A 25,389-nucleotide genomic window follows, 5' to 3' on the forward strand; every position below is an offset into this window, starting at 1 on the left:
GAACTGAAGCTCACTTCCAAAACATGGCCTCGCCCATGCAGACGCAAATCAAAAGTAATCCACAAAAGACAGGAAGCCTGCTGAAAAACACATAACGCACTCGGCAGGACTCGAACCTGCGACCTCTACCTCCGGAGGGTAGCGCTCTATCCTGACTGAGCTACGAATGCACAATAACCCTACCCGTTCATCCCGGAACGCGCCAGTCGCATTTCCTTTAGTTTTTGGAAATCATCCTCAGCATGATAAGAAGACCTGGCAAGTGGACTCGCCGCGACCATGGAAAACCCCTTGGCGTATGCCACAAGCTTGTACTGTTCAAACTCCGACGGAGGAACATAACGATGCACTGCGATGTTATTCTTCGTTGGCTGCAAATATTGCCCCATAACTATGAAGTCCACCCCAGCACATCTCAAGTCATCCATAACTTGATGTACTTCCTCTTTGGACTCACCCAGCCCAAGCATCAGCCCGGACTTTGTAAACACCCCCGGACTTTTGTCCTTGATCTCTTTAAGTAAGTTCAGGGAGTTAAAATACTTAGCCTTCGGCCGCACCCTGGAATAAAGCCTGGGCACAGTCTCCAAATTATGGTTGTACACATCCGGACGTGCAGAAGCAATAACGTCTATGGCGCATGGCTTGCCGAGAAAGTCTGGAGTAAGAATTTCTATGGTAACCGAGTCATCACGCCTTCTTATCTCTCTTACACATTTAGCAAAGTGGCTCGCGCCACCATCCGGTAGGTCATCCCTATCCACAGAAGTGATGACAACATGCTTCAAGCCAAGCTTACCAATGGCAGCACCCACCCTCTCAGGTTCATCAGGATCCAAAGCATTGGGTACGCCGACACTAACATTACAAAACGCGCACGCCCTTGTACACACAGAACCCATGATCATGATGGTGGCATGCCGCTTATTCCAGCACTCCCCTATGTTGGGGCACGCAGCCTCCTCACAAACCGTGTTGAGCCCATAGTGGCGCACAAGCTCGGCGACTTCCCCAAAGACTTCACCGCCCGGCATCTTCACTCTGAGCCAATCGGGCTTATTTTCCATACTGATCAACAACAGACTACCCAAGAGCGTAGTAAAAACTGCGACACTTGTCAACTTATCAGCCCAGAAGACATGCGGCCATCTAAAGGAAAAATTTACGCGATTTCGAAGCAGAAGCGGGGGATAACACTAGAGCAGTTACCCGGATAAACAACCCACGCTTACTGGTGCGACAACAAGGGAACTGAGGATTAAGGCGCACCCACTCCAAAGTTATTCCACTACCTATGAACTTGAACTTGCTGCTCCACAACAATAGCCCTTTGCACCGTTACATCCTCAAGCACTGCTCCACCTCTCGTAAGGGGCTTAATACTTGCTGCAGTAAATTCAAATGCGCAACTGATGCTGCGTGAGTTGTACGGGGAGTGTTGAGTTTCGTGGTGAGATCCACGAACAAACTCCAAACCAGAACAATATGAGGACCCCTCTCCAGTTATGCCGCGTGAGACCCCACTTTCTACTCGGTCACGGGAGGCGTGGACCCGTGGCGCGCTGGCCTCTCTGGATGCATGTTCATGGGTCACGTTACGAACGTGGGCATTAGTTCCAAGTGCACTTAAACCATGTGCGGTGCCGTCAAGGGTTCTGCCAAAGACATCACGCGCAGCCACAACGAGCCCCATGGCGATATTGTGCAGCACAGCACCCACAAGTAGAGCAAGGCGGGCAAATATCCCGCTTTCCTGCGCGGCACCGTACGTGTGCCCGTGAGTGCCCAAATTTGGACCAGCAAAGATAAAAAGTCCCCTGTCAGCAGAAATGCCTAATTCTTTGAAATTTGTGCGTCCCATCGATAGGGCATCAGCCGAGCGGTGATCTAGAACGCATGCGTAAGGAACATTATGCTTCAGGGAGAATTCTGCAGCCGCGTGAGCGATTTCTCTTTTTATCCCGTCATGTGCTATGTTGTCCACATCGAAGAGGCGACCTAGCTTTCTACTCAAGGCAATATATCCCTCCTCGGCACGTATCGGAGATGGGTCCCGACAAAGATCCAGGGACGCTCCAGCGAGAGTATGCGCAACTAGCATCATAAAAAGTATGTGATGGTCAGCACCTTGTCGCCTGTCCATAATCTGCAACTGCATCCTGAGCTGAGTTAAGAGCAGCAGTCTCTCCTGTAGTATCTGCCGCATTTTAGGATCTAGTTCCTTTTCCAATGCCTCTCTGAGTTCAATGATCTGTCGCTCCAGCAAGTACCTTAAGTTTACGATTTTTCTATCAGTTATTTTTCTGAGAAAGGCCATAAGCGCCTCTGTGAGCGCCCTTTTGTTGCGCCTGCCCCGCAAATTCAAATTGTGGATCTGCGATTTGGCCTCCGGATCGTGATAAAGAAACGTTTCGTAAAATTCCTCAACAAATGCGAGTAGAAGCCCAAAGAGTGATCCACGAACTTCAAAGCCATTGCCCGGCAGAAAAACGTCTTCGGACAATTGATTATGATCAGCCACCTCGGCCTTCATGCCCTCCTCGGAACCTTTTTCCTGTTCCTGTTGCTCCTTGAGTTTCTGAGCGTTTTGCGCAAACTCTTTAAACTTCTTCGTGAGCTCCTGTACATACTCTTCTGCGCTCAGGTCTTCCAACCTGATTTTTCCCCATGCTCTGAGACTATCCCCGTCATCATCGCGTCTTCCTTGAGCGGCGTATACGTCATCAAGCATAAGATCCCTTGGCAACCCATCAAAACCAGCGAAGGCAGGATTGTAAGCCCACGCAGTAAAAAATCACTGTATCAGCTATCCGCTTCCCAACCACAGGTAGGCACACAAAACACCTGGCGCTAGATCACCACACAGCAACACAGAAAATACGCATATAATAACACAAACGCATTAACATTTGGGATCGGAAACGCAACTAAGTATCTCACTCACCGCACTAGAAAGTTTTGCCCTAAGGGCTCGTATTCACCGCCTATTTCACAACAAGACACGTTAGTAATCTCATTGCACCGCACAACACTATCCACACAAGAACTAGAAGATGCACTTCCCCCACACCACGCAAATTGCACTTGTCTGCTGTCACGGCGCGCCGTATAAGCCTCTTCAAGTTGAACAAAGTACTCCATATTGCCGTGAATCCGGCCCACGGACCTGGCGCTTCTTAGGATTGCTCTTATCTGGTGCACCTGAAAAATGGTACAAATCAGATCCCCAACAGCGTTTATCGAAGACTTCACCTCCCTAAGTGCACGATCCCCATAAAAAAATGATGAACGATAAATACGGTGGTCCATCGCAGAAAACATGGTAGGCACTTCAGCAATGTCGGGAAATGGTGTTATTGACTGAAAAAATTCCCCCAACAGTGCGATTACATCTCGAAGGAAAATGCTTCTCCAAAAAAAAGACAAGAATTGTTCACTATAGTGCGTGCTGATGAAGAAGTCATACACGTCTATAACACCTATGGGCTGCGTAGCATAATTAGAAAACTTCGAATAGTGATCAAAAAAGCGCTGAAATTCCTCGGCACCCGATAGTGCGGTCACTTGATACACCGCAAGAGATGCCAGCATAAGTTTTAACTCGCGAAAGCCGTTTGCAAAGCTCACAAGCCCATCTTTGAGCTCAGCAAGGTAAGACCTGGCACCCAGGCTTAATCCCACAAAGTTGGATACATTTCTTGCCATAAGCGACGGAGTTTCTAACAAAAGAAAATCCGGGCACATTATATTGAGAAACCTTCGGTAGCTTACGGTATCGCGTCTCCCAGAAACGCTTCTATCCATCGCATCAAGAATGCAACATGTATCCCTCAAATACGGGGAGAAATTGCTGCGCAAGTCGCATAGCGCAAAGTCTCTGCTCACTCTTCCACCGCCCAACAGAGTTTCCCTCCAACTTTGCAGGGTTAACACACAATCCATTAGGGACAGCGCACAACTCCTCTCGATCCCAGTGCCTGAAATAACCGCTTCATGACGCATCACAATTCCAGTGGAATCATACAAATCGAACATTGAAAGCGCCCAACGCAGAGCTGCGATTCTTTCGCCTACTTCCGATAGCGTGATCGATTGCCCGTGACTACGCGCCGCATTTATAATAACTTTCACGTCTTCATGGTCTATTATGTTTCGCACAGTGCGGGAATCCCCACTGCTGCTGGCACCACATGCAGTAAGCTGTAATGTTTGCAAATTCACCGCGGTTACTCTGTCATAGACCTCCCTTCTAGCTGCATATGAATTAAATATATTCGCGTTGCGAGAACTGTTTCCTGTCCCAACACTAAGCCCCTCATGGTAGTTGTTGATCAAGAAGAAAAATTCCCCTCGAAGCCTTGAATAATTCTCTTCAAAAACCGTACATTGCGGCAGGCTAAGCGTCCCTCGAAATTCACAAAGAAGACTCCTCACATCCGGCTTACACCCATACAACTCTTCCGCAATATCACGGGAAAGTGATCCGAGCGCATTAGGTAAACTTTGGCACTCAGCATATAGCTTTTCCACCAATGTTTGGATACATACATCCTGTGTGGCCGCCGTGCCGGTACTGTTGCAATGCGCTTCTTCCCCCAATTCCTGATCATCCGTAACAAGTAAATCGGGAGTGCTAGGACACTCTCCTCCATCCGTACACAACAGCTTCTCCAGCAATAGCAAACAGGCATTTTTAAATCCGTACAATCTGACATGTTCACAGGCGCTAATGAGTGCATTAAAAAGGTAGTCGCATACGTCATGAAATTTTCTAAAAATGAACCGAGTGACCTTGGATAAAAGCCCATAAAACAGGATGAAGTCCAGTGTCCTAACAATAATTCCAGCAATACTAACAATAAGAGAAATCATCTTCTCTACCGCAGTGTCCAACCCAGCTACAACCACTACGCTATCGAATATTGAACGGAAAATATCCAGGGCCCCCTTGACAACAACGCCAGGTATAATCCCAAAATGGTCGAGCACTCTGCCAATCACTGCAACAGCAGAGCACAGTACCATAAAAAACCCCAGCACTGGATACCAAACCCATTTGTTCTTCCTAAGGAAAAATGTAGCCCGCTCCAAAAATCCCGGAATGTTGTGCTCAATTCTGAAAGACGCACCAAGCATTTCTGCCTCGTAGTCACCCTCAACAAATCTGGATTCCATATCTGTAAGACGAAGACCACTGCGGATTACACGGGAAAATTCCGTAAGTGGAATCATCATATTTTTGGCGCAAAGCCTGCCTTTGATCCCCCTTCCCCTATAACCTGAAGACGTTCTATACCTGGCTGGGTTGACCCACGGCAACCAGAGAGAGTGAAAGGGGACCCAGCGCGACACTTTATACGCGGACTGCGCAACACTCAAGCCTATGCTGTAATCAACGTCCCTAATCCATTCATGCCCATAGTTCTGTACTATTTTCCTCAAAAGCAGTAGCGTCCTATCTCGGGTGCACCCACTACTGAACATTTCTCCGAGAAGCTCATCACACTCCCTATGATCACTTTTGTACTCAAAATCACACAAGAAGTCGCACAGCCTGTGAGATTTTACATGCCGAAAAAGCAGCTTATTTCTGACTTGAACATTCGCCCTCCATGAGCCATCATTCAATCTCTCAAATAGTTGTGACAGCGTGTTTAAGCCAAGTAAAGACTCAATATTATGCACATCACCACAACAGAACGCGTTATTGGTGACCGATGTGTGCCCGGTAACCTCATCCAACGAACCATACTCACCATTTACAAGCCCACGGTGAATCCTATTAAACAACGATATCCACTGACCTATATGCGTTGATATTTCTGAAACCTCCCCAAACGTAAATTTTATTATCGCATCCCTGTGAACGGTTCTCCCAATAACGAAAAAGTCGTGAATAGACAGAAGGCAGTCGATATCTCTAACAATACTCCCGTGAGTCTCCCTTAGGAAAAACGTCAATTCCTCTTCAGTCCACACTCGCTCATTTTCCTTAAGGCAGCTTATCATTGATTCAATGATTGCGTTCATCCCTCTGAAATATTGCTGCGCTTGAAGCACACCCAATGGATTTAATCTTTCAAAAAAGACTTGGTTTTTCACCAGTAACTGCGCCTTCCTCAAGCTTATAACAGCCTTCCGTATTCCTGCAGCCCCATTGCTTATACCTGTATTAGCATTCCGAAGACGTCCGCAATAGCGCCGAACACGGCCAAAACGCTTCTTCAACCCGTGTGTTATACGCGCTCCTTGCCGCGCGTGAAGCTGGGACTCAATGCGAGACTTTACCGAGCTGTCACTTATAACCTCCCGAATGATGACAAAGAAATCCTCGCAAGGAATTCTTATCTCTCTGACAGAGCCTTGTTCCCCGGCACCCGTTCCACCAGTTGCTGATTCTAAAAACTTCCTAAGACACTCTGCGGCAAACTCACGATTAGGTCTGGATTCGTCTCTATCCAGCACTTGCAATCTCATGGATACAGCTTCAAGCAGCAGGCTCTGCTCCCCTGCTTCCGTGTCCCTCATACTAAGCACATAACACCACCCGTCATCCAAAAAACGAAAGTGCTTCTGAAGCAACGCTGGATTTGGAAAGCAAAGTCGGATGTTCGAGCCCGTGAACGCGGCATCGGGCAATCTACCCGGATATGTGCCCTTGATATAGTTTATGCACTGCTGAAATTTCCCCCCTCCAGCACGCATATCGTGAATGTAGTTATTGTGTATGTACGAGTACAGGTTCTCCCCATACTTTTGAAAGAGACTGGTGGATTCCAGCAATAAATAAGTTACTAGCCGGGTGTGGTACTCATCACCAGATGCAGATGCCCGGATGGGGTTGCGTATAGCCGCTCTAAACCGCACAATGTCTGAGCTTTTAATTTTCACGCAATGCGTGCCAGGCGTGCTTGAGCAGATCGTGCCCGGAAACATGGAAAGAAGCGCAAAAAGCCTGTCACTCCTACAATCTACTTTGAAGTGAAAAGCATCGCAGCGCACCGGAGGACTCACCGCAACCCTGACTGTAGCTTTTGCTAGAAAGTCTCCAACGCCTCTGTCCTTAACATTTCCTATCAACACTACAAGCTACCCAAAATGATTAGCGTAAAACAAACACAAGCAATCGAACACGGTGCTGATGGGGATTTGTAAACTGGGCAATTTTGGGTAGCAAGAAGCCACTATTTGACGACAAATCGCATTATGACATCACCAGATGCAACGCTTCCGCCAACGGTGCACAAAACTTCTGCAACCTCAGCCTGCACTTCTGAGCATATCAAGTTTTCCATCTTCATGGCTTCAATTACAAACAGCGGCTGCCCTACACTTACTTCATCGCCTGGTTTAACATAAATATCCGCTATCATCCCGGCTATTGGAGAAATGACAATGTCGGCAGATGCCTCTTCTTCAGCAGTTTCGGGCATGAATTGTAGCAAACTATCCTCACCTGCTTTGTGTATAGAGCACAGAGCCTCAACCGCCATGTACTTTAATACGTACCTACTGGAACTTGCCCTCACCTTTACCCAGTAAGACTTATTATTTACACGCGTCTCAAGCATCTTGTAGTTTCCGTGCCACGCGCCAGACAACTCGATACGTCCTTTTTTGCCGTCCAGCGCCGCAAAAATTTTTCCTTCAGTACACCGTACGTGCAACTTGCATTTGCGTCCACCCACGTAAACAAAAAACTCCTCGCTCTCCGGCATCGTGCCGTAGTTTCTGGATTCATCCTCCAAGTGTATATACAGCAATGCAAAGGTTAAAATTTCTGCGATCTCCCGGGTTAGCTGATCACCCTTGAACCCAGATCTGTAAAACTGCGAAACAAACCCTGTGTTTATATTCCCAGAAACAAAATGGGTATTGCAAAACACTGAAAGTAAAAAATCAAGATTGTTGGCAACGCCTTCAATGTAGAATTGATTCAGAGATTCCTTCATGATCTCAATGGCCTCTTTCCTCGTTTTCCCGTGAGACGAAACCTTGGCAATCATTGGGTCATAGAACATGCTGACGGTGGTGCCCTCAGTAACCCCGCTATCTATACGCAGATTTGCGCTGGCTGGGGGCTCGGAATAGTATGTTATGCGTCCGCTAGATGGCAGAAAGCCTTTTTGTGGATCTTCAGCATATACTCTGGCCTCTATGGCTGATCCAGAAAACTGTATATCGCTCTGCATGAAGCTGAGCTGTTTGTTATCAGCAACTTTGATCATCTCTTCCACAAGATCAATGCGAGTCACAAGCTCTGTAACTGGGTGCTCCACCTGCAATCTTGTGTTCATTTCCAGAAAGTAGAACCTTTGCTCTGCATCAACAACGAACTCCACTGTACCAACAGAAAAGTAGTGTACCTTCTTTGCCAGGCTGACACATTGTGCGTACATACTTTCCCTGGTGCTCTCATTCAGAAACGGGCTCGGTGTCTCCTCTATTATTTTCTGATTGTTGCGCTGTATTGAGCATTCCCTTTCTCCCAAGCACACCACGTTTCCGTGTTTATCAGCTATTATCTGCACTTCTATGTGCCTAGGAAATTCCACGTATTTTTCAATGAAAATTCTACCGTCGCCAAAGCTCTTTGACGCTTCGTTAGTAGCGGATGAAAAAGCTCTTTCCATCTCTTTGGCAGACTTCACAACTCTCATGCCCTTACCGCCACCACCAGCAGCAGCTTTTATCATGACGGGGAACCCTATAGACTCCGCAATGTCCCTTGCATCAGCAGAAGACTCAACAACACCCATGTATCCAGGCACTACAGCAACACCCGCATCCTGCGCAACTCTTTTTGACACTACCTTGTCAGACATCATGCGCATTGAAGATGGCGCTGGACCTATAAACCCTATGCCACACTCGGACAGTTTGTCCGGAAATTCTGCATTCTCAGAGAGAAATCCGTAACCTGGGTGCACCGCATCAACCCCAGTTTCTTTGGCCACATCGCAAATTTTACCTATGTCCAAATAGCTCTGGCCGGCCGGAGCAGGGCCTATGCACACAGCCTCGTCTGCACATAGAGTGTGCGGGGCACCGTAGTCCGCCTCGGAGTACACACACACACATTTTATACCCATTTTGTGAGCAGTACGCACTATCCTACAGGCTATCTCCCCCCTATTTGCAATTAGTATCTTCCGTATCATGCGGTCCACAACAACCTGAAAAACTCAAGGGCCGCACAAGCTCACACAAACAGCCCAACGTGGCAACAAATTTGCCATTCGCAACACTGCACTGCAACAAAATATTTTCTGCAACGCACCTATACTACGGTACGCACATCAAGCGCCTGGCTGTATATCACGGAGAAAGTAGGCACATCCATATTCAAAAGCCATACCACCCAAGCTGCGCGGACTCTATAGCCACGCCTGCACCTACCCGCAAAAACGCCACCGTTACAAAACTGAAATCCGTGGATCACCCGCTATGGGACCTAAACAAGCGTAACATGAACTGAGTAGGCAATGGTCTTATAAATTGCGCTCAGCAGGCTATAGGGTTATTATTTCATCGAAAATACTGTAATCAGCATGGAAGAACGCGCACACGAAATACTAGTCGGTACAAAAGAAGGCCATCAAAGAATTGATAGACTGATTTCAAGCACGCTTGGCATTTCACGCCACAGAGCGCAATGCTTAATCTTGGGTGGTCGGGTTACAATCTCTGGATTAGTAGTAAACGAAAACAGCCGCACAGTAAAAGTAGGTGATGTGTATATGGTTTCGAGGGCGGAAGTGCGGGAGCAGGGCGCATTACTACCCAACCCAAACATTGGCCTCAATGTAGTATATGAAGATTCTGACATCATAGTGATAGACAAGGAACCATACATCGCGGTGCATCCCGGCAATGGTACCAATAATAATGACACAATAGCAAACGCGCTGCTTGCGCATTGCGGAGCTGGCTTGAGCTCAGTTGGGAGCAGTTCCAGACCGGGAATTGTGCACAGGCTAGATAAGGACACTAGCGGGCTTATGGTCGCAGCAAAAACTGAATCCGCTTATTATGGGCTATTTCAGGCACTTGCCAATGGGGAATTTAGAAAAGAATACCTGGCAGTAGCTTGGGGCGTACCTCGCGCTCAGTGTGGCACGATACAGGCAAATATCCGCGTGAAAAGGTCTGATATAACCATGATGGAGGTTACAGACTTTGGAGGAAAACCTGCAAAAACAGATTATAAAGTAGAACAAAAGTTTGGAGAAACCGCAAGCATAGTCAGGTGTATGCTTCATACCGGAAGGACGCATCAAATCAGGGTACATCTAAGCCACATAGGACACTCGATAGTTGGAGACCAAAAGTATGGAAAGAACCGCAGAAAATGCTTGAGGCACGGGGCACCAGATATGTGGAACTTCCACAGGCAAGCTCTGCACGCACACTTGCTCGGCTTCCGCCACCCACGCACCGGGCAACAAGTTGAGTTTATTTCAAAGCCCAGCCGCGACATACAGGAGTTAATAGCAACACTTGAAGCGTTAACCACGAATCACAGATGAAGCGCGCCCCTATCTAGAGCGAATCACTTTGTAAGGACTTACCATTCGCAACGGCGATCTTAATCTTGCGCCTTATCTTCTGAGCCTCTTCAGTGAGCTTCCTAGCAGAAGTATTCAACAGATATAGGTCCAGGCCACCCTTGTAGTCTATGGTCCTCAGTGTGCGGCTAGCAACCTTCATCCTGAATTTTCTCCCCAGCACATCGCTGACCAAAGTCACATTGTGCAAATTAACCATATACGACCTCTTGGTCTTGCGATTGGAGTGAGAAACCCTGTTGCCGAAAGACTTAGCGAGCCCCGTAATATCACAAACCCTACTCACCTAAACCTCCGAATGCAGCAGAAACAAAACTGTGCAATTGTATCAAGATGTTAACAATAGTCAACCATAGCATGGCCAGACACAGACATCCAAAGCCTACGCCAAAACCGGACAATGGGCCACCCCCTCGGTAGAGTCTTACAGAAGAATGCTGCTCCCAATTCTACTGAATATCAGACTACCCCCAACAATGGTCGAAATCAAATTTATGTGAAGTTTATAGGATCAACATCTATAGCCACTTTTACCCTACCCAGCCTTTTATATCTGTCTCTGCACTTCATCAAGACCTCTCTTATAGCCATGATGTTGCTGACCTTCATCAGCATTCTATATCTGTAAACACTGTTTACCATGCTCATGGGTGCAGGGGCCGGCCCCCAGACTGTGACATGTTTGGATAAGTACGCAGCAATGTTCTTGGACACATCCACAACCCTCAACTCTTCCTTGCCCGACACTATTATGGCAACAAGCCTAGCATATGGCGGCATGCCAGTAATTTTCCGTGAATACAGCTCCGCATCGTAGAAAGTCTCACGCTCGCAGGACAGCAGCGATTTGATAACCGGGCTCTCCGGATCGTGTGTCTGTAGCACAACTTCCCCCTTTTCCTCAAACCTGCCAGAGCGACCAGAGACTTGGTGCAACAGTTGATAAGTCTTTTCCGTCGCTCTTAAGTCGCTATTGCCCATACCCAAATCCGCATCGATGACCCCAACAAGAGTCAATTTAGGGAAGTTGTGCCCCTTGGCTATAATTTGCGTTCCAACAATAATGTTTACCTCACCCTCCATAACCTGTTCTATAACGCGATTGACACTCTTCGTGCTTATATCACTACTTATTATTGCCACTCTAGCATCAGGGATGAGCTCCTTTATGCCTTCAGCGACTCTCTCTATCCCGACCCCATATGGCGTCATAGTATCAAGCCCTGTGCAGTCAGGACATTTCCGGGGTACCGCACAACTGTATGCGCAGTGGTGGCATAGCAAGCTATCCAATCTCTTATGCTCAGTCAGCCAGGTACAGCAACGCGGACAGTGAACTTTGTATCCGCACTTTTTGCACAGTACCAACCTGGCATATCCGCGACGATTCAGAAACAACATCGCCTGATTTCCCCTGGAAAGGACAGCAGTTATTTTATGGTACAGCCCAGACGAAAGCCACTCCCGTACAAGCTGATCCCTACGCATATCAACCACGGTAATATCGGGCATTACCGCCTCGCCGAATCTTTTTTTCAATACAACATGGCGGTACTTACCCTGGTTTACATTGTACATCGTCTCCAGGGCTGGGGTTGCTGAACACAGAACGATCGGCGCACTAAGCTGTTTTGCCAACACAATAGACATGTCGCGCGCATTGTATGTAATGCCGCAGCCCTGTTTGAAAGAGGATTCATGTTCCTCATCCACAACTATCATCTTCAAATTCTTAAACGGCAAAAACAGAGCGGATCTTGCTCCCACCACTATAGAGGAAGCCCCATATGCCACTGACAGCCAGTTTTCTCTGCGCTTCTTCGTTGTGAGGTCTGAGTGCCACTCCACAGGATTGCACCCTGCAAAATAGCTATGCACCCTTTTCATAAGCTGTGTAGCCAAGACTATTTCCGGCAGCAATATTAAAATCTGTGCATCTCGGCAATCCTGAAGTAATTTAGCTATCACAGAGCAGTAAACCTCAGTTTTTCCGGAGCCAGTTTTTCCATCTAGCACGGTTACCGAGAACCCAGAAAGCCCCCCTAATATTTGGTCACAGGCCTTGCTCTGTTCTTGAGATAGTACAGCAAATTTACGCTTCGTGGTGGCACCGCTGTCACCTGGCACGCATCGCCTGTAATCCCCTATATCAAGCATGCGAGACCTCTCAGTTATAACGCTGCCGAACACCATTTTCAGCACCATGCCGATTGGTATTACATTATAACTGCTTACCCACTTCATAAACTCAATGAGTGGGCGCTGTATTGGAGGCACCGGAATTTTGTCGCTAATGTGTTTCAGTTCCATGCCAGGCTCGGTGCCATTCCTAACATCGGTTATGACGCCCACAGACATCCTGTTTCTAAACGGGACTAGTACACAATCACCCACGGACAGCTCCATGCCCTCGCGAACAGAGTAGAGAAAACACTGATCTACGGGAACAGGTAACGCAACTTTAGCTATCATTGCCAACTCTGTCACACCTTGCATAACCCAGCGCACCGAAGCATGATCTTGTTCAGGAAATACCGACCACGAACATTATGCCACAATTTTCCAATTGCTGTGACAACGCGGGCCCCATTTACGGCGAAAATTCTCCCCAATTCGTTTTGGTGGAGAGCAGTGACACACCCCGTGGTTACGGGCCAGCAGCTGGATTTCTCCCAAGGAAATCCTCTATAATGGCCAGTGCCACCCTAATTGAAAGGTCAACTGCGTGGTGCTTGCCGGCTTTTTTGTCAGCATTCATGAGCAGGTATTCGGGGTGCATTTGTATCAGTATGTTGCCCCTGCTATCCTCGAGTGCTTCTATAATCCCGTCATCAGAAACTGCAGCAACCTTGTAGCCCAACGCTTTTAGTCTCGCCATATTTTCTTCAGTATTATCCGCAGCCTCCCTGTGTGCGTCAGGCATGTAAAACACCAAATCATCCGCTGCACCAGCTCTTTTCACTATGCTTGCGAGCTTGGTTTGGGGCAAAGCACTCACCCGTGTTAGGGGAATTCCTGGAAGTCTTGGGTTCGGATCCGCCATAACGTGCGATTCAGCCATTTTGCTGGAACGCAATATACTCTCTACTGTGTTAAGTTTTACGTGCTGCGAGTGCAGCACACCCTGTAACCCTCCACAGATACCTAAAAGTGCAAAATCTGCACCTTCGCTCATCAAGCTAACCACAGCATCCGTAACCAACTGCCTATTGGGAACAGGGGACAGTGGCTGAGAAACCAAGTTGTAGTAGTTCCCAGGTATTAGAATCCTGTCTACGTTGTGATCCTGTAAAAACCTGCGCAAGCTGTCTTTTATTGCTGCCTCACCAGCACCGGCACCACCAGCACTCTTTACTATCTCATTGTAATCTACAAGAGTCACCTTCCCCGCACCCAGAGCGGACAACAACTCTGTGATTCCCACAGCAGTATCGTATTCCTTAGGATAAGTCACACTCCGAGTAGACAATACCCCAACCGAGCTTGCCTGGTGTGCGTACGCATGGTTAAAAACACACATACACGCTAGAAGGCAGTATAACAACGCTCTGGAGTGCCTACTCACATGAAGACTCACGCCACCACCATATAAATATAATGCAAAGTCAGCACAAAACCTGTGCTACATATCCCAAAATTCTAAACAAAAATCACGGGTTTTCCAACTATTTTCCCTGTATATCCTATTACCAACAACAATATTTATGATTCCTCTGCGCCTAATAATAACTTAAACAACGACTCTTCCGTGGGATATTTGGAAACCATTATGCGCTTCCAATCACCTGTATTCAGCGCACGTAGAGCACCGCTACTCATCGAGTACACGCAAACGTCCCGCAGAAATTCATTGTATGGCCTGGACAAACTGGTAAAGATTTTGGCTGTTCTTGCCGAATAAAACGCTATATCTGATATCTTGCCATTCGCAAGTAAGTCGCAACACTGGGGACTCAAGCTGCTCCTGGCTGCAGCTCTGTAAAGCACAATCTCCTCCATCACAAGATCCATATCATCCGCCGCACCGCGCAGATCACAAGAAACTTCTTCCCCCCTTGCATACAGCACTTTAGCACCACGCGCGTTAGAATTCAGGTATGATAGCACATCTCTCACGGTGCCACCTGCAGATATTACGTCAGTAAACCCCAGGCTGAGCGCGCACTCCATGGTGCTATCTCCTACAGTCAAAAATCGAATGTTCCGCTCTTTGGTGAGGCTGGCAATTGCACCAATACCGTTCCGGCTAGTGGCCACGACCATGTCGTAGGGCTCAAGATTCAGGGGCTCAGTGCGTAGATATACAATTTCAAACATGGGTTCCACAAAAACATCGAACCCAAGTCCTTCCAAGGCAGCTTTGGATCTCGCTGAATCTGGGCCAGCGCGGGTTAACAGCAACACCATATATACAAACACGTACGCACAAGAGCACCCTTCTATAGCAAGGACGCCAACATGGTGCAAGCCTTCCCCCCCCCCATCTACCAACCTACCGACAAGTAACCCATGGCCTCGGCCACAAGTGGAAATACCCATCCCTATATACGAAAACCAAGGCCATGGCAACCACAAATGTGTACACAGACCGGGCCTCACAATTGGGCGCAGGCCAACTTGAGCCACGCTCTGACCCCTTCACCGACATGCGGTGCAACTTCGCCGTACACAAAGCTGTGGTAGTCATTTACGTATTCAATCTCTTCATGGCTAAGCATTTGGGGATCAATTAGGCTCCTATCTAATGGGACACGGGTCAGTTGTTGAAACCTACGGAAGCCCGCACCACATTCTTCAACGTACATCAGATTTTCGATTCTAATGCCGTATTCACCAGCCTTGTAGTAGCCAGGCTCGTTAGATAGCACCATACCTGGCAGCAATTCCACCCGGTTGCTGCGAGAGATTGCCTGCGGGCCCTCATGTACGGAAAGAAAACTACCAACTCCGTGTCCGGTACCGTGCCCATAGTCCAGTCTTGATCTCCACAAATACTGACGTGCCATAACATCTATGTTCCCTCCACTGACACCAGCAGGAAATACTGTTCTTGCAAGGGCAATATGCCCCCTGAGTACATCAGTAAAGCGTTCAATGTGTTCTCTACTTGGAACACCGACCGCTACGGTTCTGGTGATGTCCGTAGTCCCGCACGAGTATTGCCCACCAGAATCTAGCAGGTACAGCCCCCCCTCCTCTAATACACGGTTCGTCTTTTCACTGGCTCTGTAGTGAACGATCGCTCCATTACTACCAAAACCAGAAATTGTATCAAAACTCTCTCCCATAAACAGCTCGTGCGCGCTTCTGAACTCACGGACTTTTGAAGCAGCTTCAAGCTCTGTAACTGTTCTGTGATTTGCAAATTCCGAATACAGCCAGTAAAGAAAATTTGCCATGGCCGCCCCATCTCTCACGTGAGCTTGGATCATACCTTGTATCTCAGCTTCGTTCTTCGTGGCTTTGGGCAATGTACATGGATCACAATCCCTAACATCAATAACCCGACTTCGCACCATGTTGAATAGCGACATTGGAATAGTAGATGCGTCGACCACAATGTTGTGCAGACTTTTCAAAACACTGTGCAGCTCATCCATCGCGAAAATGCGCACGTCAGCATCGTCCAAGCGTACCTCATCCGCCCCATCCACAAATAGCTCTACACTCCCATCACAATGGAGAATCGCGCGCGATAAAACGGATGGAGTATGGGTAAACTTCACGTTACGTATGTTCAAAAGCCACGATATTGCGTCCACATCAGTCATCAACATGGCTCCCCTTGCGGGCAGGGCGCTGGAGATTGATAGGCGCTTCTCACGGCTCGATAGTCCGGTAAACTCTACCGGATGTTCCTGAACGCGCTGGTTGATTTTCATGGATCGCTTCCAAAGCTTATCCAACATGATGTAAGGTATGAGCTTTGGCTGGAACTTTGCATACTGCTCTATCTGGCTTGGCGTAAACAACTCGCCTTCGTAGCCAACTACGGCACGTTTATCGATGTTTTTGTCAAGCCATGCAAGGGGAGTCAAATCACTGAAGTCGTGAATGTCGTAGCTGGTCTGATCCACTTCCAGGGCAGATTGTATGACGTATCTGCTGTCGGTAAAGAATTGACTCTTACCTTTCTTGCAAACTATCAGGAATGCGTTGGACCCAGTAAAGCCACACAGCCATTCTACTCTACTTCTACTGCTGCAAATGCATCCAGATTGGTACTCATCAGCGTTATGAAGTAGAAGAACATCGAGCCCTTGCTCTTCCATAAGCAGTAGTAGCTCCCGAAGCTTTGTGTCCATACACACCCTTGCAGCATTTTGAGCTTTATAACAAACCCTGAGCGTCTTAACCAGATCAATTGCGAACCGCGGCCATGTGTACGCAACATACCTTTTGAGAATCTCAGCTGGGAGATAGCAGGAGCTCGTCGTTTCGCATCGTAAAGTGAAAATGCTTCAGAAAACTCATGCCCAGCAGGGAGGTTCTAAGTTCGGATTTGCTAATGCTAGCACCCACGTTGCGTGCCACCAAAGTACCTATTCTGATCTCTGGTATGTGAAAGTAGGTGGCCTTTATGGCTCCATTTGCGGTGTGGTAGGTTTTAGACTGCTGCACTGGCCTCATATGTGCGCCTATTTTCTTAGCATCCTTCTCGGATAGAACAACGTCTGTTGCACCTGTATCTACAAGAAACGTTATATTCTCTCCATTGATGGCTGCAAGTATGTAAAAGTGCCCATCCCCCGATTTACGAAAAACAACCCCCCCATCTTTAACGATTGGAACGTCACTTATGGCAGCTGCTGTTTTACCAAAACCACTAAACGGCAGATTACGTGCCCCATCATATAGGATGGCAACTACTGATATAATCCCCACCCAAAAAGCTATGTATTTCGCAGACCTCATGACAAAAACACCCCATACACAATCACGGCAAAAACTACAAACGGCATTGCAGCAAGACCTACAGTACCTACAGAACCCCACAAGAGCCCATACAAAAAGCGCAAGATTATGTGAAAATCGGCGCGTAGTCCGTGTGGGCACAAGCAAATGCTTACCAACAAGCACCCAGGATCCAGACATTTGGCCTAACCGCGGCGCAAGATTCTGACTCAAAACTAAATTAATGTCTACCAGAGTGATGCATAAAAGCCCACTGAAGAGCATTATAGCACAACACGGGTCAACAGCACCGCAACAACGATCTACAACGAAGTGATTTAGTAGGTATGCGGTATGATACCCCGACTATGATAAACTTTTGTTAAACATGCACCACAATTGCCCGAGGTTCGTAAATACACCCTCGCTTACACCGCATCCAGCCCGGCGCTATGCGGTGCACGTCATTTCTTCTCTCTGCATGAAAAACTGGCCATTACAAACCTTTTCCCACTCTGCAATGAAATCCAGCATGTGTTTATTTCCACTGCTTTGCAGATATGCAAGCAAGTCTCTCACACACTCATTATAGCCATCTGAAGCCATCCTACCCTGATGATGCATTAGCCTAAGGTATATGAGATAAGTGTTAAGTACATCAGACTCGCAATAGTCACGAATCTGAGGCAACTGCCCGAGGTCATACATGCGTGTGACTTCCGAACCATCTGTACCCATTTTACCGGGGAAATTCAGAACCGAGCATACCTCGTGCATTTTGACTCTAGCGGAAGTACCGAAGTCTGAAAGAGAATCAAGCAAATCGCAGTGCCAATCCGCACTATATCTTTGAAAATAGTTATTCCACTTGTCACCAGCGTTGTACAGGTATCCGGCCTGCACTCCATGTACCATAGCCCTATATTTTATTACAGGTAGGTCAAAAGTGCGTCCATTGAACGTTACAATGCGGGGCCTAACTGCAGAGATATAATTCAAAAACCCACGCACCAATTCTTTCTCGCTGGAAGATACACTACCTCCTGAGCGTATTTCACGAAGAACAAAGTGTTCATACCCTGAGTCGCGCTTTATATCCGCTCTAAGAAAGCTTATTGCCACTATTTTGTGAAACGGCTGACGCAGAAACGCATTCTGCCCATTAGTAACCTCAAGATGGTAGTTAGCCATAGCCTCACGCTTGGCAGTAACGTCATCGGCAATTACCTCACCCACGAGGTTATCACAGCTGTCTATATCTGGTATAGTTTCAATATCAAAAACCAACAACGAATCCAACATTATACGCACCCTACGCATTCTTCCAGGTGATCTTGCCAAAACTTGCGCACCTTAACAAACAAAAAAAGATGCACCTTCTTGCCTAGGAGCTGCTCCATCTCCGCCCTTGCTGACGTACTGATACTTTTCACAAGTGTGGCGTTCTTTCCCACAACAATTGCCTTTTGGCTCTCCTTGATCACGTATATAACCTGTTTGACGACGACGCTGCGGCTTTTTTCTTCAAATTTTTCCGTAACCACAGATAGTGAGTATGGTAGCTCCTGGCGCAGAGCAAAAAACAACTTTTCGCGGGTAATTTCTGCCACAAAAAATTCGACGGTGGCGTCTGTGCGCTGAGTGCTAGGATATAACCACGGGCAATCAACCGCGGACTCACGCAAGTATGCCAGCAAGGCCTCTGTTCCTAATCCATACAAGGCTGATACTGCAAAAACCCCAGCAAATGCGTGCATAGACCGTATGTGCGCCAAAATCTCGCTAATCTGGCATTCCTGCAGCAAATCAGTCTTATTTAGCACAGCCACAGTTGGAATATTCGAGTTCTTCACCCTGGTAACTACTTTTACAGTCTGGTTCCACGTGTAGTTCCGAGCATCAAACACTAAAATCGCAACATCTGCGCCTTTGATGGACATCCATGCATTCTTCACCAGAAACTTCTCAAGGTTAGTTTTGGGAACAAAAATACCCGGAGTGTCCGTAAATACCAACTGAACGTCCCCATCATTGCGCACCGCATTCATGCGGACCCTAGTTGTGTGCACCTTTGGAGTGACTATAGAGGCTTTAAACCCCACCAACCCATTTATAAGCGTAGATTTACCAGCATTTGTGGCACCTACAACGGCAATCAGGGAACACTTTCCCGTACTACAATATTCCACTACAAAACCTAAACAACCAACATACCAACAATACTCAGCAACACTGCAGTACCGCGGCACATGGCTGACTGGCACACACCCGGCGCAACGCACTAATCACTAAACCCCCTTGCGCTGAAAGAAGGACATAACGTCCATATCCTTGTGTTTGCCAGCCTTCATTCTACTAAACTTGCTTATCATGGTATTCATCTGGTTATACTGCTTCAACAACGCGTCAACAGCACTAACCTTCACTCCCGCACCTTTGGCTATTCTTGTTTTGCGCGCACCGTTCAATATCTCGGGATTGGCCCTCTCCCGTTTAGTCATGGAGTTGATTATGGCTATGTACTTGTCTACCTTACTGTCGTCAACAATGCCTGAAACCTTACGCCTAACGTCGTTCCCAAACGCTGGAATGAACTTCATTATACTCGCAATTCCACCCATCTTGTTCAGGGCTTTCAGTTGGATGACCAAATCGTCGAGGTCAAACCTTCCCTCTTTTGCCTTGGCTTGCAACTCATGAATGGCCTCCTTACCCACAGCTTCAACCGCCTTTTCCACAAGAGAAGCAACATCTCCCATGTTTAAAATTCTACGGGCTATTCTATCTGGGTAGAAATCGTCTAAATCTTCGGGTCTTTCCCCCGTGGACATGAACTTTATTGGACACCCGGACACCATCTTCATGGACAGTATCGCACCCCAGCGCGAGTCGCCATCGGCACGGGTAAACACGGTACCAGTGAGGCTAAGTTTGTCATGGAATTCACGCACAACTTCAACCGCATCTTGTCCCATCATGCAGTCTACGACCAATATAGTCTCAGCAGGCGAGATTTCCTTTTTGACTGACTGCAGCTCCTCCATCATTTCCTGATCTATGTGCAGCCTACCTGCTGTATCAACGATCACGACATCATATCCACCTAATTTCGCCTCTCTAAGCGCCCTTTTGGATATCTCGATTGGCAACTCACCCCCAACTATCGGAAGGCTGTCAACACCGACACCATGCGCCAAAATCTCAAGTTGTTCTTGGGCCGCTGGCCTGTACACATCTAGGGATGCAACAAGGACTTTTTTTCCCCCTTTTTTTAGCCTGAAAGCAATCTTTGCTGTGCTAGTGGTTTTACCCACACCTTGCAACCCAACCATCATAATAACAACTGGAGGCTTACTACTGAGATCGAGCGCGCTTCTTTCATTCCCCAGAATTTCTATCAGGCATTCTTCCATCAGTTTGATGATCATCTGCCCGGGAAGAACCCCCTTAACTATCTCTTCCCCAACTATTTTATTCCTAACACTCTCTATAAACCACTCGACAACCACGAGGCTGACGTCGGCATCTAGCAATGCCTGAGTTACATCCTCTAACACCAAATCAAAATCCTTACCGGATATCTCGCGTTTACTGCCGAGTTTCTGTATCGCTGAAGAAATCCCTTTAGCTAAAGAATCAAACATAAGTTAATACCAACACGATCCCAACGACCAACATGCACAAAAGTAGGGCAGAATCGGACGCCTCCGCCTTGTGACGCAGCGCAATTGCCCAGGCACAACCCCCTTCACCACCAGACCCAGAGCTGCAGACCCTTGAGAAATTGGAAAACACACCATACAGGTGTATCACAAAATTACAAAACTTAGAAGTCATACTGGGAAGCAAGCATCTATAAACCCAGTCGACATCCACCGCAAACTCATACCGACCAAGCAGTTTGTTACGCAATGATACGATAAAACACAAAGCTGCGATCGCAAGAATTGCGGTCTGGGAGGCCACATCTTTGAGCGTATAGATAAATTGCTCCCCAGTAAAGGAGAGCATCTGCCTGTGAAACACGCCCAGAATCAACAATACCAGGGCTAATAACAACATGGGAATTCCGGAAAGATATCCACTCATGCCTGATGACACTGAGCGGCTGGCATGAAACTGAGCTACAGAAGACCAAACTAGCCTCAACCCAACACCTGCAAATAGCGACACGCTACAAACCAAAAATACCTGCTTTGATATTGCGCCTATGAGCCCGTCTGCCCATGCACCATGTAGTATCAGTGATTTCACCACAAAACCTGCACTACCGGGAAAGGCGCCCATATTAAAGACGGCAACCAAGCAGCACAGAACTCCTACCAGTAGCGGATAAGTGGCACCACCTGGCCCATTAGTACCCTTAGAGCTGTTCACCACTACTACATCCGCCACCATAAACAAAAGAGCCTGGTACAGCACGGAGAGCGCCATCTGCGCAACTGTCACCCCCGGAGAAATGCCACCAAGCCCCACGGAAATCAATATCAACCCCATCTGCCCGATGACATTGTAGGACATCATTTTTCTTACATCCCGCGCCAGCAAGGCAAAAATTGTGCCATATACAGCAGTCGCCGAACCCGCGTATACCAGCATGGGATCACCAGGGAATATTCTAAGCAAAGTATAAGCGGCAGCCTTGGTCGTGAACGTAGACAGCGCCATGATTCCAAACCTGGAAGACATTGGGTACGCGTGAGAAACCCAAGACGACATGGGAAACGACGCAGCGTTTATCAGGAGCCCAATCATATATGATGCCTTATATAGGCCAAAAAATTGGCCTACCTGAGCAAACCTGCACGCTCCCACGAGCAATAGCGCCCCAGCAATAAAGTGCGCCGCCGCATAATGAAGAAAAGCCTTATCAACACCCTTGGAACACCCCTGCGCAACTAAAAACATCGCCGCAAGCGCCATAAACTCAAATCCTATAGCAACCAAAGTTGGATCAGAAAGCAAAAGCGTGAAGGAGCTGCTCACACAGTACAGCAAACAGCACAACATCTCTCGCGGGCGCATGACGCCCCACGCCCTCCAGAGTATTAGAAGTAAGGTGAAAGCAAACGACATAAGAAGCGGCATTGCCGTGTAACAAGCCCCATACAGCCAAGGCCCCTCACTTGATATAGAGGGAAATACGGAACCAGCTAAACCAGCGAAGGCCCCGCATAGTTTAGTGGCAGCCGATAAAACGTCGCACATGATAACCCCGCACCGACCCTACTTTACCATACAAACATGCACAAACAAGCCCGGACTGAGTGCGCGATAAACACCAATTGCCACTTCATCCAAACAACTCCTGTGCTCTTGCACGAAATGCGCTCATGATGCGGCGTTTTGCCGCATCAGCAGCAACATCAAAAGCAACTTGAAGTATCTTGTGTTTGAAAGAAAAGTCGATAGAAAATTTAACCAGCGTCTCCCCGTTTTTCATCGGCAAGAAGTTCCATTCGCTCTGCAAGAGCCTAAATACGCCGTCCTCAGATCTAACTTTGACCCATCCTGGCCGATCACCCTCGGGAGAACGGAAAGAAACATGAGAGGTGTACCCACCCCTGAGAGAAAAAACCCCCGCAACCACTTCTGCAACCAGGTGAGAATCCCCGCTATCTGTTATTTTCACACGCTTGCACCACGGGAGAAACTCCGGATACCGTTCCACATCCAACACTATAGAGAAGAGCCCCTCCGCCGGAAACGTCAGGACCTCCTCTCCGAAAAACTTATTCCCACGCACAGGCGTACCGCTGGATGCACTCATAGAAAACGGAGGGATCCGCCTTTGCCGCAATGCTCTTTAGTATCCTGAGACTAAAGCCAAGGTGGGCGCCATATAACAACCGCTCAGGATCGACAGTGACGGCTCCCTTCAAAAACAAAACGGGCTCGAGGAACTTTCAAATCTACACGCACAACGCAGAACCCCCCGCGGATTATACGAGGAATGTGGACGACATATCAATATCTAAATACTCACTTCTTGTCATCATCATCCTTCTTAATTTCCTGGTATTCAGAATCCACAACCCTCTCCTCAGGATTTTCAGTAGTCTCATTTGCGGCACCACCGCCATCAGCTGAAGACCCCGCATCCTTCTGGGCAGAGTACGCCGCTTCTCCCAGCTTCATAGAAAGCTGCATTAGAGTATCGTACTTTTGCTGAACAACGCCACTATCGCCATTGTCACTGCTCAAGCACTCCCTAAGCTCTTTTATCGCATCCTCAATGCTCGACCTATCTGCACCAGAAACTTTATCCCCGTAATCCCGGAGTGACTTCTCTGTAGAGTGTATCAGGGACTCCGCGCTGTTTTTAAGCTCCACATGCTTCTTACGCTTTTCATCTTCCTCAGCTCTCTCCTGAGCGTCCTGGATCATCTTCTTAATCTCATCCTCACTCAACCCACCGGAGGACTGTATCTTGATAGTCTGCTCTTTCCCAGAAGCTTTATCCTTCGCAGAAACGTGCACTATACCGTTAGCATCTATATCAAATGTAACCTCAATTTGAGGAATGCCGCGAGGAGCCGAAGGGATCCCCTCCAGGCTGAACTGACCAAGCAGCTTATTGTCTGCAGCCATCTTCCTCTCACCTTGATAAACCTTGATGGTAACAGCAGTTTGCCCATCCTCAGCAGTGGAAAACACTTGAGATTTCTTGGTAGGAATTGTGGTATTACGCTCAATCAGAGGGGTGAAAACCCCACCCAAAGTTTCTATACCTAAGGACAGAGGCGCAACATCCAACAGTAGAACATCTCTCACATCCCCTGTGAGTATACCACCCTGTATCGCCGCACCGACAGCCACAACTTCATCAGGATTCACACCTTTACAAGGTTCTTTCCCTCCAAAGAAATCCTTCACCCTCTGAATCACTTTGGGCATTCTAGTCATCCCACCGACTAGTACCACTTCATCAATCTTGCTGCTATCCTTAATACCAGCATCCTCCAAAGCCTTTTTACATGGCCCTATGGTCCGCTCAATAAGCTCGCTCACCAACCCCTCAAATTTGGCTCTGGTGAGCTTCAGGCTCAAGTGCTTAGCACCGGTGCTATCACTAGATATGAAAGGTAGAGTTATATCCGTCTCTAGCCTACTGGAGAGCTCTATCTTTGCCTTTTCCGCAGCCTCCTTTATCCTCTGAACCGCCATGGGGTCATTGTGAAGATCGATGCCGGTCTCCTTCTTGAAACTTTCCATCATGTGTTCCATAACCGCGTTATCGAAGTCTTCACCACCCAGCTTTGTGTCACCATTGGTAGCCTTTACTTCAAATACACCTTCGGCTATTTCCAGGATTGAAACATCAAAAGTTCCCCCACCTAGGTCGTACACAACTATTGTCCTCTGCTTGTCGCCCTTATCCAAGCCATAAGCCAAAGCCGCAGCAGTCGGTTCATTAATGATCCTAACAACGTCGAGACCAGCAATCGTCCCAGCATCCTTTGTAGCTTGACGCTGCGCGTCGTTGAAGTATGCGGGAACCGTGATAACGGCCTTTTTCACCGGAGCCCCAAAATATCTTTCCGCCGTTTCCTTGATCTTCTCCAAAACAAACGCGCCAATTTGCACCGGGGAGTAACCCTCACCCCTAGCCCTTATCCACGCATCTCCATTCTTCGCCGGAAATATCTCGTAAGAGCACTTCACATCCCGCATATCGTCGTATCTACGACCTATTATTCTTTTACTAGCATATATCGTGTTCTGAGCGTTGATGTTTGCCTGACGTTTAGCAAGCTCCCCTACCAGCCTTTCGTTCTCAGCAAAGGCAACAACCGATGGAGTAGTTCTTGAGCCCTCACTATTTTCGATAACCTTTGCGGTACCTGCCTCCATAACAGCAACACAAGAATTTGTAGTACCCAGATCTATACCTATAATGCGCTCAGCCGCCATGACTACCCCCACA

General features: G+C 47.7%; 17 protein-coding genes, 1 tRNA gene and 1 other RNA gene. 1 reads left to right on the plus strand and 18 read right to left on the minus strand.

All coding sequences use genetic code 11. The features are described 5' to 3' along the window. Positions 1-95 precede the first annotated feature (95 nt). The 5 genes from OC187_RS00360 to OC187_RS00380 all read right to left on the minus strand — a co-directional run bounded on the left by OC187_RS00360 (position 96) and on the right by OC187_RS00380 (position 9,161). Positions 96-170: transfer RNA gene (locus OC187_RS00360), tRNA-Arg, on the minus strand. A 9-nt stretch (positions 171-179) separates the two neighbouring features. Continuing rightward, the gene (gene lipA, locus OC187_RS00365) at positions 180-1,067 is read right to left on the minus strand and encodes a lipoyl synthase (protein ID WP_263008474.1); all 888 of its coding nucleotides are present in this window, start codon (positions 1,065-1,067) and stop codon (positions 180-182) included. 221 nt (positions 1,068-1,288) lie between these two features. Continuing rightward, positions 1,289-2,731: a hypothetical protein gene (locus OC187_RS00370; RefSeq protein WP_262997916.1), complete on the minus strand. Its 1,443-nt coding sequence runs from the start codon at positions 2,729-2,731 to the stop codon at positions 1,289-1,291. A gap of 209 nt (positions 2,732-2,940) precedes the next feature. Continuing rightward, on the minus strand, positions 2,941-7,083 hold the full coding sequence (locus OC187_RS00375; protein WP_263008475.1) for a hypothetical protein: 4,143 nt from the start codon (positions 7,081-7,083) through the stop codon (positions 2,941-2,943). Between the two features lie 101 nt (positions 7,084-7,184). Further along, on the minus strand, positions 7,185-9,161 hold the full coding sequence (locus OC187_RS00380; RefSeq protein WP_263008476.1) for an acetyl/propionyl/methylcrotonyl-CoA carboxylase subunit alpha: 1,977 nt from the start codon (positions 9,159-9,161) through the stop codon (positions 7,185-7,187). 390 nt (positions 9,162-9,551) lie between these two features. Here OC187_RS00380 and OC187_RS00385 point away from each other — a divergent pair, with 390 nt between their 5' ends. After that, positions 9,552-10,529 carry an RluA family pseudouridine synthase gene (locus OC187_RS00385; protein ID WP_262997913.1) on the plus strand — a complete coding sequence of 326 codons (978 nt, stop codon included), beginning with the start codon at positions 9,552-9,554 and terminating at the stop codon, positions 10,527-10,529. Between the two features lie 13 nt (positions 10,530-10,542). On the opposite strand, the gene rpmB is transcribed toward OC187_RS00385, so the two are convergent. The 13 genes from rpmB to dnaK all read right to left on the minus strand — a co-directional run bounded on the left by rpmB (position 10,543) and on the right by dnaK (position 25,376). Then, positions 10,543-10,854, minus strand: a complete 312-nt coding sequence (gene rpmB / locus OC187_RS00390) for a 50S ribosomal protein L28 (protein WP_262997912.1) — start codon at positions 10,852-10,854, stop codon at positions 10,543-10,545. A 206-nt stretch (positions 10,855-11,060) separates the two neighbouring features. After that, positions 11,061-13,040, minus strand: coding sequence for a replication restart helicase PriA (priA, locus tag OC187_RS00395; protein ID WP_263008486.1), 1,980 nt, complete (start codon positions 13,038-13,040; stop codon positions 11,061-11,063). A gap of 175 nt (positions 13,041-13,215) precedes the next feature. Next, a complete protein-coding gene (locus tag OC187_RS00400) occupies positions 13,216-14,022 on the minus strand; it encodes a gamma-glutamyl-gamma-aminobutyrate hydrolase family protein (protein WP_262997911.1) in 807 nt (268 codons plus the stop codon). A 248-nt stretch (positions 14,023-14,270) separates the two neighbouring features. Next, entirely contained in the window at positions 14,271-15,107 is an 837-nt protein-coding gene (locus OC187_RS00405) for a uroporphyrinogen-III synthase (protein ID WP_263008477.1), read from the minus strand. Between the two features lie 56 nt (positions 15,108-15,163). Then, entirely contained in the window at positions 15,164-16,873 is a 1,710-nt protein-coding gene (locus OC187_RS00410; RefSeq protein ID WP_262997909.1) for an aminopeptidase P family protein, read from the minus strand. Positions 16,874-16,976: 103 nt separating this feature from the next. Further along, positions 16,977-17,483 carry a retropepsin-like aspartic protease family protein gene (locus OC187_RS00415; protein ID WP_262997908.1) on the minus strand — a complete coding sequence of 169 codons (507 nt, stop codon included), beginning with the start codon at positions 17,481-17,483 and terminating at the stop codon, positions 16,977-16,979. Positions 17,484-17,912: 429 nt separating this feature from the next. Beyond that, the gene (locus tag OC187_RS00420; protein ID WP_262997989.1) at positions 17,913-18,764 is read right to left on the minus strand and encodes a 3'-5' exonuclease; all 852 of its coding nucleotides are present in this window, start codon (positions 18,762-18,764) and stop codon (positions 17,913-17,915) included. Next, positions 18,764-19,651 (minus strand): GTPase Era, encoded by an 888-nt coding sequence (gene era / locus OC187_RS00425; protein ID WP_262997907.1) that lies wholly within the window; start codon positions 19,649-19,651, stop codon positions 18,764-18,766. The genes OC187_RS00420 and era overlap by 1 nt, the downstream gene beginning before the upstream one ends. A 99-nt stretch (positions 19,652-19,750) precedes the next feature. Continuing rightward, complete coding sequence (gene ffh / locus OC187_RS00430; RefSeq protein ID WP_263008478.1) at positions 19,751-21,106, minus strand: signal recognition particle protein; 1,356 nt, start codon at positions 21,104-21,106, stop codon at positions 19,751-19,753. After that, positions 21,099-22,670 (minus strand): proton-conducting transporter transmembrane domain-containing protein, encoded by a 1,572-nt coding sequence (locus OC187_RS00435; RefSeq protein ID WP_263008479.1) that lies wholly within the window; start codon positions 22,668-22,670, stop codon positions 21,099-21,101. Before OC187_RS00435 ends, ffh begins: the two co-directional genes overlap by 8 nt. 85 nt (positions 22,671-22,755) lie before the next feature. Beyond that, a complete protein-coding gene (locus tag OC187_RS00440; protein WP_262997904.1) occupies positions 22,756-23,232 on the minus strand; it encodes a type II toxin-antitoxin system RatA family toxin in 477 nt (158 codons plus the stop codon). 8 nt (positions 23,233-23,240) lie between these two features. Next, positions 23,241-23,397: non-coding RNA, 6S RNA (ssrS, locus tag OC187_RS00445), on the minus strand. A gap of 47 nt (positions 23,398-23,444) precedes the next feature. Beyond that, positions 23,445-25,376 (minus strand): molecular chaperone DnaK, encoded by a 1,932-nt coding sequence (dnaK, locus tag OC187_RS00450; protein ID WP_262997988.1) that lies wholly within the window; start codon positions 25,374-25,376, stop codon positions 23,445-23,447. Positions 25,377-25,389 lie beyond the last annotated feature (13 nt).

Origin of the sequence: Anaplasma capra (assembly GCF_025628805.1) — a bacterium.
Classification (GTDB): Bacteria; Pseudomonadota; Alphaproteobacteria; order Rickettsiales; family Anaplasmataceae; genus Anaplasma; species Anaplasma capra.

Bases quoted from the DNA above. Each gene is read 5' to 3' on its own strand.
- lipA (WP_263008474.1), bottom strand. From the start codon at position 1,067: ATGGAAAATAAGCCCGATTGGCTCAGAGTGAAGATGCCGGGCGGTGAA.
- OC187_RS00370 (WP_262997916.1), bottom strand. From the start codon at position 2,731: ATGCTTGATGACGTATACGCCGCTCAAGGAAGACGCGATGATGACGGG.
- OC187_RS00380 (WP_263008476.1), bottom strand. From the start codon at position 9,161: ATGATACGGAAGATACTAATTGCAAATAGGGGGGAGATAGCCTGTAGG.
- OC187_RS00385 (WP_262997913.1), top strand. From the start codon at position 9,552: ATGGAAGAACGCGCACACGAAATACTAGTCGGTACAAAAGAAGGCCAT.
- priA (WP_263008486.1), bottom strand. From the start codon at position 13,040: ATGATAGCTAAAGTTGCGTTACCTGTTCCCGTAGATCAGTGTTTTCTC.
- OC187_RS00405 (WP_263008477.1), bottom strand. From the start codon at position 15,107: ATGGGTATTTCCACTTGTGGCCGAGGCCATGGGTTACTTGTCGGTAGG.
- OC187_RS00410 (WP_262997909.1), bottom strand. From the start codon at position 16,873: ATGGACACAAAGCTTCGGGAGCTACTACTGCTTATGGAAGAGCAAGGG.
- OC187_RS00415 (WP_262997908.1), bottom strand. From the start codon at position 17,483: ATGAGGTCTGCGAAATACATAGCTTTTTGGGTGGGGATTATATCAGTA.
- OC187_RS00420 (WP_262997989.1), bottom strand. From the start codon at position 18,764: ATGTTGGATTCGTTGTTGGTTTTTGATATTGAAACTATACCAGATATA.
- ffh (WP_263008478.1), bottom strand. From the start codon at position 21,106: ATGTTTGATTCTTTAGCTAAAGGGATTTCTTCAGCGATACAGAAACTC.
- OC187_RS00435 (WP_263008479.1), bottom strand. From the start codon at position 22,670: ATGTGCGACGTTTTATCGGCTGCCACTAAACTATGCGGGGCCTTCGCT.
- OC187_RS00440 (WP_262997904.1), bottom strand. From the start codon at position 23,232: ATGAGTGCATCCAGCGGTACGCCTGTGCGTGGGAATAAGTTTTTCGGA.
- dnaK (WP_262997988.1), bottom strand. From the start codon at position 25,376: ATGGCGGCTGAGCGCATTATAGGTATAGATCTGGGTACTACAAATTCT.